This is a genomic window from Acinetobacter sp. 1130196 (assembly GCF_000588095.1).
GTDB lineage: Bacteria > Pseudomonadota > Gammaproteobacteria > Pseudomonadales > Moraxellaceae > Acinetobacter > Acinetobacter nosocomialis.
Map to the genome: position 1 here is coordinate 233,832 of NZ_JFWX01000001.1, position 15,761 is coordinate 249,592.

Annotated in this window: 16 protein-coding genes; 8 read left to right on the forward strand and 8 right to left on the reverse strand. The window is 38.7% G+C overall.

Annotation, left to right across the window (positions count from 1 at the left end):
- Positions 1 to 6: 6 nt before the first annotated feature.
- Entirely contained in the window at positions 7 to 567 is a 561-nt protein-coding gene (locus tag J671_RS06575; protein WP_002051305.1) for a flavodoxin family protein, read from the forward strand.
- Positions 568 to 604: 37 nt separating this feature from the next.
- On the opposite strand, the gene J671_RS06580 is transcribed toward J671_RS06575, so the two are convergent.
- The 6 genes from J671_RS06580 to rpoD all read right to left on the reverse strand — a co-directional run bounded on the left by J671_RS06580 (position 605) and on the right by rpoD (position 7,163).
- A complete protein-coding gene (locus J671_RS06580; RefSeq protein WP_081404822.1) occupies positions 605 to 1,990 on the reverse strand; it encodes an APC family permease in 1,386 nt (461 codons plus the stop codon).
- Between the two features lie 264 nt (positions 1,991 to 2,254).
- Positions 2,255 to 3,439: an iron-containing alcohol dehydrogenase gene (locus J671_RS06585; protein ID WP_031981729.1), complete on the reverse strand. Its 1,185-nt coding sequence runs from the start codon at positions 3,437 to 3,439 to the stop codon at positions 2,255 to 2,257.
- A 1-nt stretch (position 3,440) separates the two neighbouring features.
- Positions 3,441 to 3,974 (reverse strand): hypothetical protein, encoded by a 534-nt coding sequence (locus tag J671_RS06590; RefSeq protein ID WP_002051257.1) that lies wholly within the window; start codon positions 3,972 to 3,974, stop codon positions 3,441 to 3,443.
- Positions 3,975 to 4,054: 80 nt separating this feature from the next.
- Complete coding sequence (lipB, locus tag J671_RS06595; protein ID WP_022575744.1) at positions 4,055 to 4,708, reverse strand: lipoyl(octanoyl) transferase LipB; 654 nt, start codon at positions 4,706 to 4,708, stop codon at positions 4,055 to 4,057.
- Between the two features lie 183 nt (positions 4,709 to 4,891).
- Positions 4,892 to 5,179 (reverse strand): YbeD family protein, encoded by a 288-nt coding sequence (locus J671_RS06600; RefSeq protein ID WP_002051390.1) that lies wholly within the window; start codon positions 5,177 to 5,179, stop codon positions 4,892 to 4,894.
- A gap of 97 nt (positions 5,180 to 5,276) precedes the next feature.
- Positions 5,277 to 7,163, reverse strand: a complete 1,887-nt coding sequence (gene rpoD, locus J671_RS06605) for an RNA polymerase sigma factor RpoD (protein WP_004712253.1) — start codon at positions 7,161 to 7,163, stop codon at positions 5,277 to 5,279.
- Between the two features lie 358 nt (positions 7,164 to 7,521).
- Here rpoD and J671_RS06610 point away from each other — a divergent pair, with 358 nt between their 5' ends.
- Together J671_RS06610 and J671_RS06615 are read left to right on the forward strand one after the other, a co-directional pair.
- Positions 7,522 to 7,728 (forward strand): PA3496 family putative envelope integrity protein, encoded by a 207-nt coding sequence (locus J671_RS06610; protein WP_000099358.1) that lies wholly within the window; start codon positions 7,522 to 7,524, stop codon positions 7,726 to 7,728.
- Positions 7,729 to 7,801: 73 nt separating this feature from the next.
- On the forward strand, positions 7,802 to 8,326 hold the full coding sequence (locus J671_RS06615) for a YecA family protein (RefSeq protein ID WP_001274941.1): 525 nt from the start codon (positions 7,802 to 7,804) through the stop codon (positions 8,324 to 8,326).
- Between the two features lie 122 nt (positions 8,327 to 8,448).
- Here J671_RS06615 and J671_RS06620 read toward each other — a convergent pair whose 3' ends face one another.
- Entirely contained in the window at positions 8,449 to 9,381 is a 933-nt protein-coding gene (locus J671_RS06620) for a rhodanese-related sulfurtransferase (RefSeq protein WP_031981732.1), read from the reverse strand.
- A 111-nt stretch (positions 9,382 to 9,492) separates the two neighbouring features.
- Between J671_RS06620 and J671_RS06625 the strand changes: the two genes are divergently transcribed.
- A complete protein-coding gene (locus tag J671_RS06625; protein ID WP_022575745.1) occupies positions 9,493 to 9,978 on the forward strand; it encodes a DUF1289 domain-containing protein in 486 nt (161 codons plus the stop codon).
- Between the two features lie 70 nt (positions 9,979 to 10,048).
- Here the strand turns inward: J671_RS06625 and gltA are convergent, their stop codons facing one another.
- Positions 10,049 to 11,323, reverse strand: a complete 1,275-nt coding sequence (gene gltA / locus J671_RS06630) for a citrate synthase (protein ID WP_001287579.1) — start codon at positions 11,321 to 11,323, stop codon at positions 10,049 to 10,051.
- A gap of 954 nt (positions 11,324 to 12,277) precedes the next feature.
- On the opposite strand from gltA, the gene sdhC reads away from it, so the two are divergent.
- Genes sdhC through J671_RS06650 form a run of 4 tightly spaced genes read left to right on the forward strand, consistent with a single transcriptional unit; the run spans position 12,278 to position 15,617 of the window.
- Positions 12,278 to 12,679, forward strand: coding sequence for a succinate dehydrogenase, cytochrome b556 subunit (sdhC, locus tag J671_RS06635; protein WP_001984863.1), 402 nt, complete (start codon positions 12,278 to 12,280; stop codon positions 12,677 to 12,679).
- Positions 12,679 to 13,044 (forward strand): succinate dehydrogenase, hydrophobic membrane anchor protein, encoded by a 366-nt coding sequence (sdhD, locus tag J671_RS06640; protein WP_031981733.1) that lies wholly within the window; start codon positions 12,679 to 12,681, stop codon positions 13,042 to 13,044. The genes sdhC and sdhD overlap by 1 nt, the downstream gene beginning before the upstream one ends.
- A 12-nt stretch (positions 13,045 to 13,056) precedes the next feature.
- The gene (sdhA, locus tag J671_RS06645) at positions 13,057 to 14,892 is read left to right on the forward strand and encodes a succinate dehydrogenase flavoprotein subunit (RefSeq protein WP_002051114.1); all 1,836 of its coding nucleotides are present in this window, start codon (positions 13,057 to 13,059) and stop codon (positions 14,890 to 14,892) included.
- A 14-nt stretch (positions 14,893 to 14,906) separates the two neighbouring features.
- Positions 14,907 to 15,617 carry a succinate dehydrogenase iron-sulfur subunit gene (locus tag J671_RS06650; protein WP_002051353.1) on the forward strand — a complete coding sequence of 237 codons (711 nt, stop codon included), beginning with the start codon at positions 14,907 to 14,909 and terminating at the stop codon, positions 15,615 to 15,617.
- Positions 15,618 to 15,761: the final 144 nt, after the last annotated feature.

Below are 15,761 nucleotides of genomic sequence, written 5' to 3' on the forward strand. Positions count from 1 at the left end.
TCTCCCATGTCTAATTCTAATATTGCGGTTGTATATTTCTCTGGTTATGGCCACACGAAAGTAGTTGCTGAAACTTTTGCTAATGAAATTAATGCTCAACTTATCCAGATTGATCAGGAAGGTAATATTACTGAGCAAGATTGGGAAACATTAAACAATGCAAAAGGTATTGTTTTCGGTGCTCCGACTTACATGGGTACAGCTCCATGGCAGTTTAAAAAATTTGCTGATGCAACTTCAAAAGTTTGGTTTACACGTGGTTGGGAAGATAAAGTATTTGCAGGCTTTACCAACAGTGCAAGTCTAAATGGTGATAAGCAAGTTACGCTTATCCAATTACAAACTTTAGCATCACAACACGGTGGTATTTGGGTGAGCTTGGGTCTGTTACCAGCAAATACTAAAAATGCAAAACGTGAAGATGTTAATAACCTAGGTGGTTCAGTAGGTTTACTTGTTCAGTCGCCATCAGACGCAAGTGTAGATGAGATTCCAACAGGGGATTTGGAAACAGCAAAACTTTATGCAAAACGCGTACAAGGTATTGTAAATAAAATATTTGGATAATAAGTCCATAAAAAAGGCGCTTTAAGCGCCTTTTTTATTATTCATGCTCGTTGTGTTGAGGAGCATTGTATTTAAAGCCTTTGGTTTTGTAAGCAAGATAACCTACACCAACCACTGCCCAAGCCAAGCCGATTTGTAAAGCAAGCTTGTCGATCTCCAACCACATTAGGAACACGCTGGCAAAGCCAAGCGTTGGTACGATAATGTAATTAATAATATCTTTAATAGATTTGTTTTTACCATCTCTAAGCGCATAACGCGAAATTACTGAGAAATTCACAAAACTAAAAGCAGTTAAGGCCCCGAAACTAATTAAGTTAACAATATGTTCAAGGTCTAAAAAGCCAGCAGACAATGCAACTACACCAACGATAAGAATGTTGTAAGTTGGTGTATGTAGTCTTGGGCTAATATGACCAAATAACTTTTTATTGATAACCCCATCACGACCCATTACATACATTAAGCGAGATACGCCAGCGTGTGCTGAAATACCCGATGCCATAACTGCAACTACAGCAAAATATAAAACTAACGTTTTAAAGGCAATACTGCCAATTGCTGCAACCATCACAGGTTGTGATTCATCTAAAGGCTTAAAATAAGTATTTGGGTTACTTGGAAAATATAACTGGATAAAGTAAGTACTTATAATAAAGATGACACCAGCAAGTAATGCTGTTGAGAAAATCGCTTTTGGAAGCGTTCTTTCAGCATCCTTTGTTTCTTCGGCAAGTGAAGATAAAGCATCAAAACCTGTAAAAGAAAAACACAGTACTGTTGCACCACCAATCAAAGCACTAATAGAAGTCATATCATTCCAAAAAGGAGTGAGTGACCATAGTTCAGCTTTATCTGGATTCAGCGTGCCATCAGCATATACCCCTTGAGTAAGCAAGGTATATACTTGATAAACAAAGTAAAAGATAACACCAAGTTGAATAACTACAATTGTACTGTTAAAACGAGCAACGAAACGTGCGCCAAATAAGTTAATCACAGTCATTAATGCAGTTAAGCCAATAACCCATAACCAATTATTTACTTCCGGAAACAATGCTCTTAAATAAATATCGGCCAAAATGATATTGACGAGTGGTGAAAGTAAATAGTCTAGCCAAGATGACCAACCCACCATAAAACCAACATTAGGGTGAATTGACTTTTGGGCGTAGGTATATGCCGATCCTGAAGAAGGATAGCGTTTGATCATGTGTCCATAACTGATCGACGTCAATAAAATTGCAACTAACGCAAAAATATAAGAAGTAGGTACATGACCACCACTTCGTTCTGATACTAAACCAAAAGTATCAAATAAAGTTAATGGCTGAATATAAGCTAAACCAATAATAATGATGTGCCATAGCACAAGATTCTTTTGAAGTTTAGCTGTTGGTTTAGTCCCAGATAAGTTTGTCAACGGCGTTATCCTCATAATCGTTGATCAAGGATCAGCTTGGTGTTAAGGATCGTTTGAGACGAACGATCCCCCCTACATAAAAGATAAAGTGCGCCAATCTATCCTAAATTGATGCAAATTGTCAGTACTTTCGTGGATTTTTTAGCAAATTTTTTGCCATATTTCCAAAGAAAATGATGAATAAAAATTCATAGATATAAAAAAGGTCTGATTTATCATAAAAATCAGACCCTTAGATTTTTCTTTAGATAGCTAAAACTTAAATTACCAAGCTTTTTGTAAGATCTCGCGTATATCTTTTAAGCTTGCTTCTTTAGGGTTGTAAATAATAGAGCCATCATTTAGTGCTTTTTCTGCAACTTCATCAAGTTGTGCTTCAGTAACCTTATCAGTTTCGCGCAAGGTACGTGGTAACTTGGTTAAGCTAAATAAGCGATCACGCATTGCTAAAATAGTTGTAATTGCTCTATCTGCACGTTGGGTTGCTGGAGTTTGCGCATAGATATCTGCACCAGCTAGAGGTAATAGTAATTCACCAATTTTCTGACCATTGACTTGTTTGTTGTATTCAAGCACATAAGGTAAGAATAGGTTCATACATAAACCGTGGGGCAGGTGAGCAACTGCACCTAATGCATGTCCTAATGAGTGCACAAGGCCTACCATCGAGTTAGAAAATGCAATACCTGCCATTGTAGAAGCTTGTGCGAGTTCTAAACGGCCTTGTGAGTCATTTGGATTTTCTAAAACATTAAATAAATTTTCACTAATCTTTTTGATACCCGCACTTGCATAGGCATCACTGAGTGGATTAGCAGCCATACAAGTATACGCTTCCACACAGTGTGTTAACGCATCCATACCAGTCATTGCCGTCAAGTGAGGTGGCAAAGTTAATGTCATACGTGGATCTAAGATTGCAGCATGTGGCATTAAATAATATGAGGCAAATGCCAATTTCACATTCTTTTGTGTGTCAGAAACCACAGCAACCATAGTCACTTCTGAACCTGTACCTGATGTGGTTGGAATCACAAAAAATGGCTTTAATGGTTTTGGTAAGTTATGTGCACCAGAATATTGAAGAAGGTCATTTCCACCTTCAGAGACTAAAATATTGGTTGCTTTAGAGGTATCAATAACAGAGCCACCACCAACAGCAATAATCGCGTCACACTTATTTGTACGATAAGCTTCTGCTGCAAGACGAACCACTTCAAGACTTGAGTCTGGTGGAACATCATCAAAAACATGGCCAATGACAGCATCAGTCGTGCTAAATGCAGCTTCAATAGGGTTGAGTAAGCCATTCGCGCGAACGCCTTTATCGGTAATGATAAGCGGACGCTTTGCCCCTAAAGTCGCGAGTTCAAACGGAATATGTTCTAAAGCAGCATTACCGGCAATGACTTTTACAGGACAAAAGAATTCGTAATATGGTTTAGCCATGCTATGCGCTCCGCTTGAAGTAAGACTTAGCTACTTTTAAATAAATATTTGCAGCTTCGTTGAATTTTTCTTTTAGGGTGAGTTCGGTTGGGTATTCTTTAACTGCGAGTGAAGCTACCAATTTCGGTAAAATGAGAGATTCCATTTTGTTTAGGCAGCGTACTAGACGAATTGCTGCGGATACATCACCATCGGCAATCATTCGATCGTTTGCAAATGCTTGAGCAGTGCTTTCCTGAAATGAGAAAACCAAAAATGCATGAGTTACATGCTTAAATGTAATGGTTAAATCAGGTTTTTTTTCCGCTCTTTTTAGCAGCTCTAATTGTTTGTTCTCTGTCACTCGGGCAAAAAATGCTGGTCCATTTGGGAAGACATTCATTGAAAGTACAAAGTGAACAGGAAATTTGGATACTTCCTCTTGTATTTCACTATCTACTTGACTCGCCATGACTAAGCCACGACCAACAACATCCATCATGAGCTTAACGTAGGCAAGTTGCAGAGTGGGCTTTACAGCTTTTGTCGAAATCACTTGCTATCCCTTCTTAAAATTATGCAAAAGCAAATTTAGAGTAATTACTCTAATCTATTTTTATTCCATCTCAAAATCATTTATTCAATTTTGACTTCAGGGTCATTAAAGTACCCAGAAGCCTTAATATACTCAATAAAGTCCTGACAAAGTTGCTCAAATGATGGATATGGAGTCACTAAATCTTGTATGCGAACCATTTCTAAACCTGCATAACCACATGGATTAATGGTTTGAAACCCATTTAATTCGCAGTCCAAGTTTAGGGCTAAACCGTGATAACTACGACCACGACGAATTTTGAAACCTAAGGAACCAATTTTTCTATCATTTACATATACGCCTGGAGCATCAGGTTTTGCATATGCTTCAATATTATATTTCTTTAAAACATCAATCATAAATTGTTCAGCAAAACTAACCAATGTACGCACATTCCACTTTAGCCGATTAAGATCAAACATAAAGTAAGCCACCAGTTGACCAGGTCCATGCCATGTCACTTGTCCACCACGATCAGTTTGAACTACAGGAATATTGGATGGAATTAGAATATGTTCTGGTTTTCCAGCTTGACCTTGAGTTAATACTTCGTGATGCTGGAGCAACCATAGCTCGTCGGGTGTGTTTTCATCACGTTGATTGGTCAGGTTCTTCATCAATTCGAATTTGCTTTGATAATCTTGTAAATCGTTCCACTGACGAATAATCAAAGTGGGTTTATCAAGGCTCATTAAACATTTTCCTGTGCGATGTACTAAACAGAAGGGCAGTCTCTCAACTTTGAGTTATGAGAGTATGCTCTTGATGAGTTTAAAGTATTTTGCTTAAACGGTTCTAAATATTTATCGTTATTTATAATAAGATTGATATAAATAAAAATGCCACGACATTAAAGTTGTCATGGCATCTTAAAATTAAAGTGCAGTTCTTATTTGCGGACAAGCAGCCAAGTCTGCATATAAAGCATGAACTTGTTCCAATTCATCAAAACGTAATTGTGCGGTTAATGAATGGTATTTGCCTGTACGAGATTCTTGTACTTTTAACGTTGATTGGTCAAAGTCAGGAAAATGTTTTACTAGAATATCAACTACAGCTATACGTAATTCTTCACCCGCATCGCCAATGAGTTTAATTGGATAGTCCATTGGAAATACCCAAAGGTCTTCACGGAGTTCGCGAGATGGAGTGCGGTCTAACATAAGTAACCTCATCATGTGAAACGCCTGCATCATCGCAGGCGTTTGTAGCTCTTTCTATTAAATGGGGACTAGTATCGAAATTTCAAGATTTCAGAACTTAGTCATTCTCTAAGAAAGAACGCAAGTGTTCAGAACGAGAAGGGTGACGTAATTTACGTAATGCTTTCGCCTCGATTTGACGAATACGTTCACGTGTTACATCAAACTGTTTACCAACTTCTTCTAAAGTATGATCGGTTGGCATATCAATACCAAAACGCATTTTCAATACTTTAGCTTCACGTTCAGTTAAGTTTTCTAGAACTTCACGAGTTGCTTCTTTTAAGCCTTCTGAAGTCGCAGCATCAATTGGAGAAGTGATGTTCTGGTCTTCAATAAAGTCCCCAAGATGCGAATCTTCATCATCACCGATTGGAGTTTCCATTGAAATTGGTTCTTTAGCAATTTTAAGAACCTTACGAACTTTGACTTCGTCCATTTCTAAACGTTCGCCCAACTCTTCTGGAGTAGGTTCACGGCCCATTTCCTGTAATAACTGACGAGAGACACGGTTAATCTTGTTAATCGTTTCAATCATATGTACAGGAATACGAATTGTACGTGCTTGGTCTGCAATAGAACGGGTAATTGCCTGACGAATCCACCAAGTTGCATAAGTCGAGAATTTATAACCACGACGGTATTCAAACTTGTCTACGGCTTTCATCAAACCAATGTTCCCTTCTTGAATCAAGTCAAGGAACTGTAAACCACGGTTGGTGTATTTTTTCGCAATCGAAATTACCAAACGAAGGTTAGCTTCTACCATTTCTTTTTTCGCACGACGTGCTTTAGCTTCACCAATCGCCATACGTTTAGAAATATCTTTAATTTCAGCAACGCTTAAATTAAGTTCTTTCTCAATATCTGCAATCTTTTGCTGGAATGCTAAGACATCTGGACGAACTTTTTCTAAATGAGCTTTGATTTCTGCAGGAGCTTTAGCAATTTGTTCATCTAACCAAGCTGGATTAGATTCTTGTTTAGGGAAAGATGTACGGAATTGAGTACGATCCATACGGCCACGACGCACTGCATAACGCATAATTTCACGTTCGTTGGCACGGATTTGCTCGTGAGTTCCGCGAATCATTTCTGAAATGATGTCAAATAAACGTGGAGTAAATTTAAACATCATGAATACAGTTGCTAAAGACTCAAGAGCTTCATTTGCTTCAGGGCTATTACGGCCATGTTTTTCAATCACAGCTTTAGTTTGAGCCCATGCAGCTTCTAACTCAGCAAAACGAACTTTTGCAACTTCAGGGTCTGGGCCTGAATCGCCTTCAGAGTCATCATCACCTTCAGACTCTTCTTCTTCATCGTCATCATCAAGCTTAACTTCTTTCGTTGACTTTGTAGATGATTCGTCTTCTTCCTCAAGCTCTTCAACTTCTTCTAAAACTTCAGGAATATCTTCATCAGTTTCAGGATCGAGGTAGCCAGATAAAATATCGGCAAGACGGCGTTCGCCAGTTAAAAAATCATTATATTCTTTTAATACAACTTCAACAGCATTTGGCCAGTAAGCGATTGAGTTCAGGACATCACGAATCCCTTCTTCAATACGTTTGGCAATGCTGATTTCACCTTCACGGGTTAATAGTTCTACTGTACCCATTTCACGCATGTACATACGTACAGGGTCTGTCGTACGTCCAGGCTCATTTTCAACAGATGCAAGTACGGCAGCAGCTTCTTCTTCAGCAACTTCATCAGTTGCGTCAGCTGACTCGCCGAACATGGTATCGTCAGATTCAGGTGCACGCTCGTGTACAGGAATACCAACGTCTTGAAGCATCTGGATGATGTCTTCAATCTGTTCGCTTTCAGTAATCGAGTCCGGCAGATGATCGTTAACCTCAGCGTAAGTTAAGTAACCTTGTTCTTTGCCTCGGCTAATCAGAGCCGCTACTTGAGAAGTAGGGGAATGCATATCGCTCATCTTTGCTTACTCTTTGTTGAATCTGTGGCAGTGAAAAACCGTGCATGATAGCACAATTTGCTTGAAATGTTTCGGCTTTGATCGGTGACCGTTAAATAAAAAATATCTTTGAATTCACGACTATTTTTTGAATATTGGGCTAAAATCATTTTTTTCAAGTTTAAATCATAGAAAAATTTGTAGAAATCTTCGATTATCAAAAGACTGTGCTGTTTTATAAATACACAATTTTTTGGGCGAAAAAAAGTACAAATGAGCAATTAAATGAAAAAAATATAAATAAAACTTGACAAGGAAAAGTAAGACAGATAAATAGCGGCTAGACCCATTCACATTTTTTCATTATGAGGTAGTTTTAGTGTCTTCTACAGATTTTGAACTAGATGATAACTACGGCGATGATGATGATGTCGGTTTTGATGAGTCATCAGGCAAAATCAGTGCAAAAGAATCGTTGGAAAAACGTAGATTAATTGATGATCTATTGGCACAGCGCCGTTTAGAGCGTGAGTTAAAAGATTTCGATTATGATTTAGACGATGATGATCTTGATGATGAAGACTAATCAAAACTAAATAGGGCATCGTCGGCTTAAGTGCTATGCTATCGTCAATTTCTTTTTAAAGTCAGGTAACACAATGAGTGCATTAGATTTAGACCAGTTAAGTGAATATCTAGATGGAGACCACAATGAGTATGGTTTAGACTTTGCTGCAACTCATGGTTTTTTGTGTGCAATTGCAGTAGGCCCTCAGTTTGACCGCTGGTTAGATGAATTATTCGAAGGTAACCAGAAAAAGGTTCCGGCAGAAATTATTCAGCAAATCAAGGTTTGGCTAGAGTCGATTCGTCAAGATTTAGCAAATGAAAATGGGATTGAATTTCCATTTGAAGTTGAAGAAGCTGATGTTGAATCAAGCCTAGGCGATTGGAGTGTAGGGTTTGTTGATGCAATGTTCTTAAATGAAGAAGCATGGTTTGCTCCTGAGTATGAAGAACAATTGGTTGATTTGACTTTACCGATCATGGTTTTTAGTGGAATTGATGAAGAAGATCCACAAATGGAGTCTTTCCGTCGCAATGGACAGTTAATGGATGAACTGGCAGAAGAAATTCCAGATAATTTGAATGAATTATATTTGATGTACCATACTCCAAATTAATTTATTAGAAGAAATAATAAATAACGTCCTTTCTAGGGCGTTTTTTATTATTAGCACTTATTTAGTAGAAACAAAAAAAGGCATTTAGAAAACTAAATGCCTTTTGAAGTTACTTTTTAATTTTATAGGCGTTTACGCTTAGCAGCAGCAATTTGTGACTGGCGCATACGGAAACCAGCTTTTTGTTTCTCTGTCGTTTTATCGATGCAATATACGCAAGAAACACCATGTTCATAGCTTGGTAGCGCTGATTCTTCAGGAGTTAAAGGCCAGCCACAAGCATGACATTTAATGTTTGCGCCTTCTTCGACTCCATGAGTTACCGCAGTACGTCCGTCAAATACGAAACATTCACCTTCCCAAAGACTTTCATCAGCTGGTGTTTCTTCTAAATATTTGAGAATACCGCCTTTTAGGTGATAAACCTCTTTAAATCCTTCTTGAAGAAGTAAAGAAGTTGATTTTTCACAACGAATACCACCAGTACAGAACATCGCAATTTTTTTGTCTTTATGTTGTTCTAATTCTTTTTTTACGTACTCAGGAAATTCGCGGAATGTTTCTGTTTTAGGGTCAATTGCACCTTTGAAAGTGCCGGCTTTGTATTCATAGTCATTACGTGTGTCGATTAAGATGACATCATCGCGTGCAATAAGCTCATTCCATTCTTTAGGATCAAGATAGTGACCAACTAAATCACGAGGTTTTACTTCTACACCTAAAGTCACAATTTCTTTTTTAAGCTTAATTTTCATTTTACGGAAAGGTTTGTCAGAGCTATGGGATTCTTTGTATTCCATAGCATTGAAGCCTTCATTTAATAAAAATTGATGAATAGTATCAATTGCCTCACGGTCTCCTGCAACCGTACCATTAATTCCTTCACCTGCTACAATCAGAGTTCCGCAAAGGTTAATTGTTTTCACTAAGTCTAAAAGACGTAGTTGAAGATCGGCCGGATCTTGAACTTCTTTAAATTGATATAGTGCTGCAACAACCCAACCTGCGGTCGCTTGCTGTTCTACAGGTGCAAGCTGTTCTACAGTAGCGTTCATGGAATACTCCAAATGTATTAAGATAGAAATTTAAGGCGCGTATTTTAGCGCGAAAATTTGTAATAAGCGAGAAAACCATAAAAAGTATATGGTTTATTTAAGGAGTTTGTTTTGAGTAATGATCATCGAACGCTCTCTCTCACCCCATGTGCAGGGCGTTGTTCAACAGTTTTTGGTGATCAAGTATGTCGTGGTTGTCGCCGTTTTAACCATGAAGTAATTCAATGGAATACTTATACAGTAGAGCAGCGTTTAGCTGTCTGGAAGCGCTTAGATGATCAATTAGACCAAATTTTGGTGCCTATGTTGCCACAGGCAAATATCCAGCATGTGGAAGGGTTTATATTAAGTAAGCGTGTTCGGTTAATGGAAGGGGCGAGTAAAGGCCGTAAACTCTATCATGCCTTAAAAATATGTGAAAAAAATAAGCATCTTGCATCTGAAAGTGGTTTGGGTATTTCAGAAGCACAAGTTAAAGACATATGGACTGAATTTGAAAGACGTGTCTTGGCTTTGGCTAAAGCAAGTTATGAGCTGGCTTGGTTAAGAGCTGATGGTATTAGTCATCACTTGTTAAATATATTTGAAGAAGAATAACTTTTAAAAAACTTATTTATAAAAAAAGCTGCCATTAGGCAGCTTTTTTACATTAATGTTCTTTCGAATATTAACGCTTGATGTCACGTTGCACTTCACCAGTGTAAAGCTGACGTGGACGACCAATTTTGTAAGGGCCGCTGTGCATTTCTAACCAGTGGCTGATCCAGCCAACTGTACGTGCAAGAGCGAAGATAACAGTAAACATTTCTGTTGGGATGCCAATCGCTTTAAGGATGATACCAGAGTAGAAGTCTACGTTAGGGTAAAGTTTACGTTCAACAAAGTACGGGTCGTTCAATGCAATACGTTCAAGTTCCATAGCAAGCGCTAATTGAGGATCGTTGATACCTAATGCTTCAAGAACTTCGTCACAAGTTTGCTTCATCACTTTAGCACGTGGGTCGAAGTTTTTGTAAACGCGGTGACCGAAGCCCATAAGTTTAACTTCTTTGCGTTTAACTTTTTCCATGAACTCAGCAACATTTTCAACGCTACCGATTTCATCAAGCATTTTAAGAACTGCTTCGTTCGCGCCACCGTGTGCAGGTCCCCAAAGAGCAGAGATACCAGCAGAGATACACGCATATGGATTCGCACCAGTAGAACCAGCAAGACGAACTGTAGACGTAGAAGCGTTTTGTTCGTGGTCAGCATGAAGCGTGAAAATACGATCCATTGCACGCGCAAGAACAGGGTTTACTTTGTAGTCACGGTCTGCAGGAGTTGCAAACATCATGTGTAAGAAGTTTTCCGCGTAATTTAAGTCGTTACGTGGATAGATGAATGGCTGGCCTACAGTATATTTGTAGCTCCAAGCAGCAAGCGTTGGAATTTTAGCAATCAAACGAATCGCGGTAATTTCGCGGTGGTTGATGTCTTCAATGTCAAGGTTGTTGTGATAGAACGCAGATAATGCGCCAACTACACCAACCATGATTGCCATAGGGTGTGCGTCACGACGGAAACCATTGAAGAAACGGCTAACTTGATCGTGAACCATAGTGTGAGCACGAACTTTCGCATCGAACTCAACTTTTTGTTCAGCGGTTGGTAACTCACCATTTAATAATAAATAACAAGTTTCAAGGTAGTCTGCTTGAGTCGCTAACTGGTCAATCGGGTAACCGCGGTGTAATAAAATACCTTTGTCACCATCGATAAATGTGATTTTAGACTCGCATGAAGCTGTCGCCATAAAACCAGGATCAAAAGTAAAGTGACCTGAGGCCAATACATCTTTAACGTCGATTACATCGGGACCTAATGTGCCACTGTAAATTGGTAATTCAATTTCTTTGCCATCAAGATGTAATACGGCTTTTTTGCCAGTTGCTTCAGACATTCAATAGATCTCCTGTCCTGGTGAATGATTATCTGACTCGAAATCCTAATTTTCTCATGTGCGAATCAGACGGTGTCAAAATTTGCTATAAGATTAGTGAGTACTGAAATTTTGTCAATTATACTTATGGATAAAAAATGACGTTCCCACAGAGAGTTAGTCATCAAGACCCGAGCAAAAAAGTCAGTAAAATCACTGCATCGGGATGGTATCATAAGTCAATTCAAGAAGAACGTGCAGAAAAAAAATGAAGCGTGAGTACAATTGTAAGCAAATTTTTAAATTAGAATTAAGAATCAGACGTGGTCATAAAATGCCAATCCGCTTAAAAAAATCATAAAACTCAGTCTGTAATTTTAAATTGCGATTCAAAAAATGCTTAATTATCACTATTTGATAATTCCAAAAGTTGTACTTTTTTTAAGTTTAATTGTTTAAAAAATAGCTTGTTGAACATCCTTAAAAATTTAAAACTCTTTTTTTTGTAAAAATACTACTCACTGTTAAGAGTCAAGTAGCTCTTTATTACATTTAAGATAAATGATGATAGTGGATATTTTTAAAATAAAAATGATTAAAATTAGTATGTAACGGTAAATTTGGTTTATGATTTTGATTAGGCTTGATGAATTATTAACTTTATCTTTAGTCTAAAACTCACTTATTTTAGATAAAGCAGTAGAAAAGATATTTTTTATAAAAGATGTTGTTAAACAAGCACATGTTTTGTTTACTCTTAAATTTTGGATAGGGAAGACTACTGTTTGGCTATGTGAATGATTCTTATTTAATGAGTTTTTGCGGAAAAGGCAAAGTGGATTGTTTGTATTTTGATATTTCGCGTTTTATAATTCAGTGTCGTTTATAGGTTAGGCATGAGCTGTGCTTGCCTAACAATGCCAGCTTTCCTTGGAATTAATTCAACAAACTCCGGTCGGAGTTTCTACCTACAGGATGCCCGCTGTGAAAAGCAACAGACCTGTCAATTTGTCCATGGGTCAGGTGTTAGCGGTAAATTTACGCTCACCCGTGGCTATTGCATCAATTTTACACCGTTTATCAGGTGTCATCGTTTTCTTATTAGTACCAGTTCTCTTATGGATTCTAGATAAATCATTATCTTCACCAGAAGGATTTGACTACGTTAAAAATGTCGTTTTCGGAAATATCCTTGTACGTTTTGTCGTGTGGGTATTTGTAGCCGGCTTAATTTTCCACTTTATTGCTGGGGTTAAGCATTTGCTTGCAGATCTAGGTTTTGCTGAAGAACTGCAAAGCGGTCGTATTGCAGCGACAATTTCATTGATCTTATCTGTGGTAGCCATTATCGCAGCCTTTGTATGGATTATGTTCTAATGAAAAGTGCTACAGGTTTAACAGGTTCAGGTTCTCGTGATTGGTTTATCCAGCGTGTAAGTGCTGTGGTATTGGCAGCTTATACTGTTGTTCTTTTTGGTTGGATTCTCTGCAAAGGCGGATTTGACTATCAACATTGGGCTGGCTTCATGATGACATTACCAATGAAGATTTTCTCTTTATTGGCAATTTTGTCGCTTATCGCACACGCATGGATTGGTATGTGGCAAGTTTTCACTGACTATGTCACTACTCGTCAAATGGGTCCTTCAGCGAAAGGTTTACGCCTTGTACTGACTACGGCTGTCATTATTGCAGTGTTTGTGTACGCAATCTGGGGTATCCAGATTTTCTGGGCGAATTGATAGGAAGATATCATGGGCGCGATAAACCCTAAAGAAGATTATTCAAATATTCAAAACCTCACTTTCGATGCTGTTATCGTTGGTGGTGGTGGTTCTGGTATGCGTGCATCTTACCAACTTGCTCAAGCAGGTTTGAAAGTTGCTGTACTTACTAAAGTTTTCCCAACACGTTCACATACAGTTGCTGCTCAGGGTGGTATCGGTGCGTCGTTAGGTAACATGCAAGAAGATAACTGGCATTTCCACTTTTACGATACGGTAAAAGGTTCTGACTGGTTAGGTGACCAAGACGCAATTGAATTTATGTGTCGTGAAGCACCAAAAGTTGTGTATGAACTTGAACACATGGGTATGCCGTTTGACCGTAACGCTGATGGTACAATTTACCAACGTCCGTTCGGTGGTCACTCTGCGAACTATGGTGATAAACCAGTTCCACGTGCTTGTGCTGCTGCTGACCGTACTGGTCACGCATTATTGCACACGCTTTATCAAAGCAACGTGAAAATGGGTACTCAATTCTTCGTTGAATGGATCGCTCTTGATTTGATCCGTAACGAAGCAGGTGATGTGCTTGGTGTGACTGCAATTGACCAAGAAACTGGTAATATTGCCGTATTCCAAGCAAAAGCAACCTTATTTGCAACTGGTGGTGCTGGTCGTGTTTACCGTGCATCAACAAATGCTTATATCAACACTGGTGACGGTCTTGGTATGGCTGCTCGTGCTGGCATTCCATTACAAGATATGGAATTCTGGCAATTCCACCCTACGGGTGTTGCGGGCGCAGGTGTATTGTTAACTGAAGGTTGTCGTGGTGAAGGTGCGATCCTTCGTAACAAAGACGGCGAACCGTTCATGGAACGTTATGCACCGACTTTAAAAGACTTGGCTCCACGTGACTTCGTATCACGCTCTATGGATCAGGAAATTAAAGAAGGTCGTGGTTGTGGTCCAAAAGGTGATTATATCTTACTTGATATGACTCACTTAGGTGCTGACACAATCATGAAGCGTTTACCATCTGTATTTGAGATCGGTAAAAAATTCGCAAACGTAGACATTACTAAAGAACCAATTCCAGTAGTGCCAACAATCCATTATCAAATGGGTGGTATTCCTACGAATATGCATGGTCAAGTGTGCTTACCAGAACCTGGTACAGACAACTACACTAAACCTGTAAAAGGTTTCTATGCAATTGGTGAATGTTCTTGCGTATCAGTACATGGTGCAAACCGTTTAGGTACTAACTCACTTCTTGACTTGGTTGTATTTGGTAAAGCTGCTGGTGAGCACATTATCGACTACGTAACTAAGCATCATGGTGATGAATATGCACCGCTTCCAACAAACGTATTAGAGCAAACTTTAAATCGCGTACGTAAGTTGGATGAATCAACTTCTGGTGAAAATGCACAAGAAGTTGCTGATGCAATTCGTGATATCGTTCAAGACCACGCTGGTGTGTTCCGTACTCAAGCATTGCTTGATAAAGGTGTTAAAGAGATTCTTGCTCTTGAACCGCGTGTGCGTAACATTCACTTGAAAGATAAATCTAAAGTATTTAACACTGCACGTGTTGAAGCGCTTGAAGTTGAAAACTTATATGAAGTTGCAAAAGCTACATTAATTTCAGCTGCTGCGCGTAAAGAATGTCGTGGTGCGCATACGGTAGTTGACTATGAATTACCAGCTGATCACCCAACTTATTCATACGGTCGCCGTGATGATGAGTGGATGAAACATACTTTATGGTATTCATCAGATAACCGTTTGGAATATAAGCCAGTGCGCTTCAAGCCGTTAACTGTTGATCCAATTCCACCAGCACCACGTACATTCTAATCGGGAGTATAAAGATGAGTAGAGGTACTCGTACATTCGAAATCTACCGCTATGATCCTGATAAGGATAAAGCGCCGTACATGCAAACTTTCAAACTTGAATTGACTGATAAGCACCGTATGTTGCTTGATGCATTGCTTGCTTTGAAAGTTCAAGACGAAACGTTAACATTCCGTCGCTCTTGCCGTGAAGGTATTTGTGGTTCTGATGGTGTGAACATCAATGGTAAGAATGGTTTAGCTTGCTTGCAAAACCTTAATGACCTACCAGAGAAAATCGTAATTCGTCCATTGCCAGGTTTGCCGGTTGTTAAAGATTTGGTTGTTGATATGAACCAATTCTATGATCAATATGACAAAATTCAGCCATTCTTGATCAATAACCAGCCAGCTCCACCTAAAGAGCGTTTACAGTCTCCGGAAGAGCGTGAACACTTAAATGGTTTGTATGAGTGTATTCTTTGTGCATGTTGTTCAACTTCATGCCCATCATTCTGGTGGAACCCTGATAAATTCTTGGGTCCTTCAGCATTGTTGAATGCATACCGTTTTATTATCGATTCTCGTGATACTGCGACAGCAGATCGTTTGGCTCGTCTTGACGATCCATTCAGTTTGTTCCGCTGTAAAGGTATCATGAACTGTGTGTCAGTATGTCCTAAAGGTTTGAATCCAACAAAAGCTATCGGTCACATCCGTAATATGTTGTTAGATCAAGCGGGTTAATTCTGCACAAATAGAGAACGCACATCCTTGATGTGCGTTTTTTTTTAATTTTATAATAGACGTCTTATACTTTAGTCGTTAAAAGAGGGGTTTTTATATAAAGCACCATATATTAATAGATAAAATTGGATATGTATTTCGCCA

What these genes read in the sequence shown, in the direction of transcription:
- J671_RS06575 (WP_002051305.1), top strand. Translation starts at nt 7, where the DNA reads ATGTCTAATTCTAATATTGCGGTTGTATATTTCTCTGGTTATGGCCAC.
- J671_RS06585 (WP_031981729.1), bottom strand. Translation starts at nt 3,439, where the DNA reads ATGGCTAAACCATATTACGAATTCTTTTGTCCTGTAAAAGTCATTGCC.
- lipB (WP_022575744.1), bottom strand. Translation starts at nt 4,708, where the DNA reads ATGAGCCTTGATAAACCCACTTTGATTATTCGTCAGTGGAACGATTTA.
- J671_RS06600 (WP_002051390.1), bottom strand. Translation starts at nt 5,179, where the DNA reads ATGTTAGACCGCACTCCATCTCGCGAACTCCGTGAAGACCTTTGGGTA.
- rpoD (WP_004712253.1), bottom strand. Translation starts at nt 7,163, where the DNA reads ATGAGCGATATGCATTCCCCTACTTCTCAAGTAGCGGCTCTGATTAGC.
- J671_RS06615 (WP_001274941.1), top strand. Translation starts at nt 7,802, where the DNA reads ATGAGTGCATTAGATTTAGACCAGTTAAGTGAATATCTAGATGGAGAC.
- J671_RS06620 (WP_031981732.1), bottom strand. Translation starts at nt 9,381, where the DNA reads ATGAACGCTACTGTAGAACAGCTTGCACCTGTAGAACAGCAAGCGACC.
- gltA (WP_001287579.1), bottom strand. Translation starts at nt 11,323, where the DNA reads ATGTCTGAAGCAACTGGCAAAAAAGCCGTATTACATCTTGATGGCAAA.
- sdhC (WP_001984863.1), top strand. Translation starts at nt 12,278, where the DNA reads ATGCCCGCTGTGAAAAGCAACAGACCTGTCAATTTGTCCATGGGTCAG.
- sdhD (WP_031981733.1), top strand. Translation starts at nt 12,679, where the DNA reads ATGAAAAGTGCTACAGGTTTAACAGGTTCAGGTTCTCGTGATTGGTTT.
- sdhA (WP_002051114.1), top strand. Translation starts at nt 13,057, where the DNA reads ATGGGCGCGATAAACCCTAAAGAAGATTATTCAAATATTCAAAACCTC.
- J671_RS06650 (WP_002051353.1), top strand. Translation starts at nt 14,907, where the DNA reads ATGAGTAGAGGTACTCGTACATTCGAAATCTACCGCTATGATCCTGAT.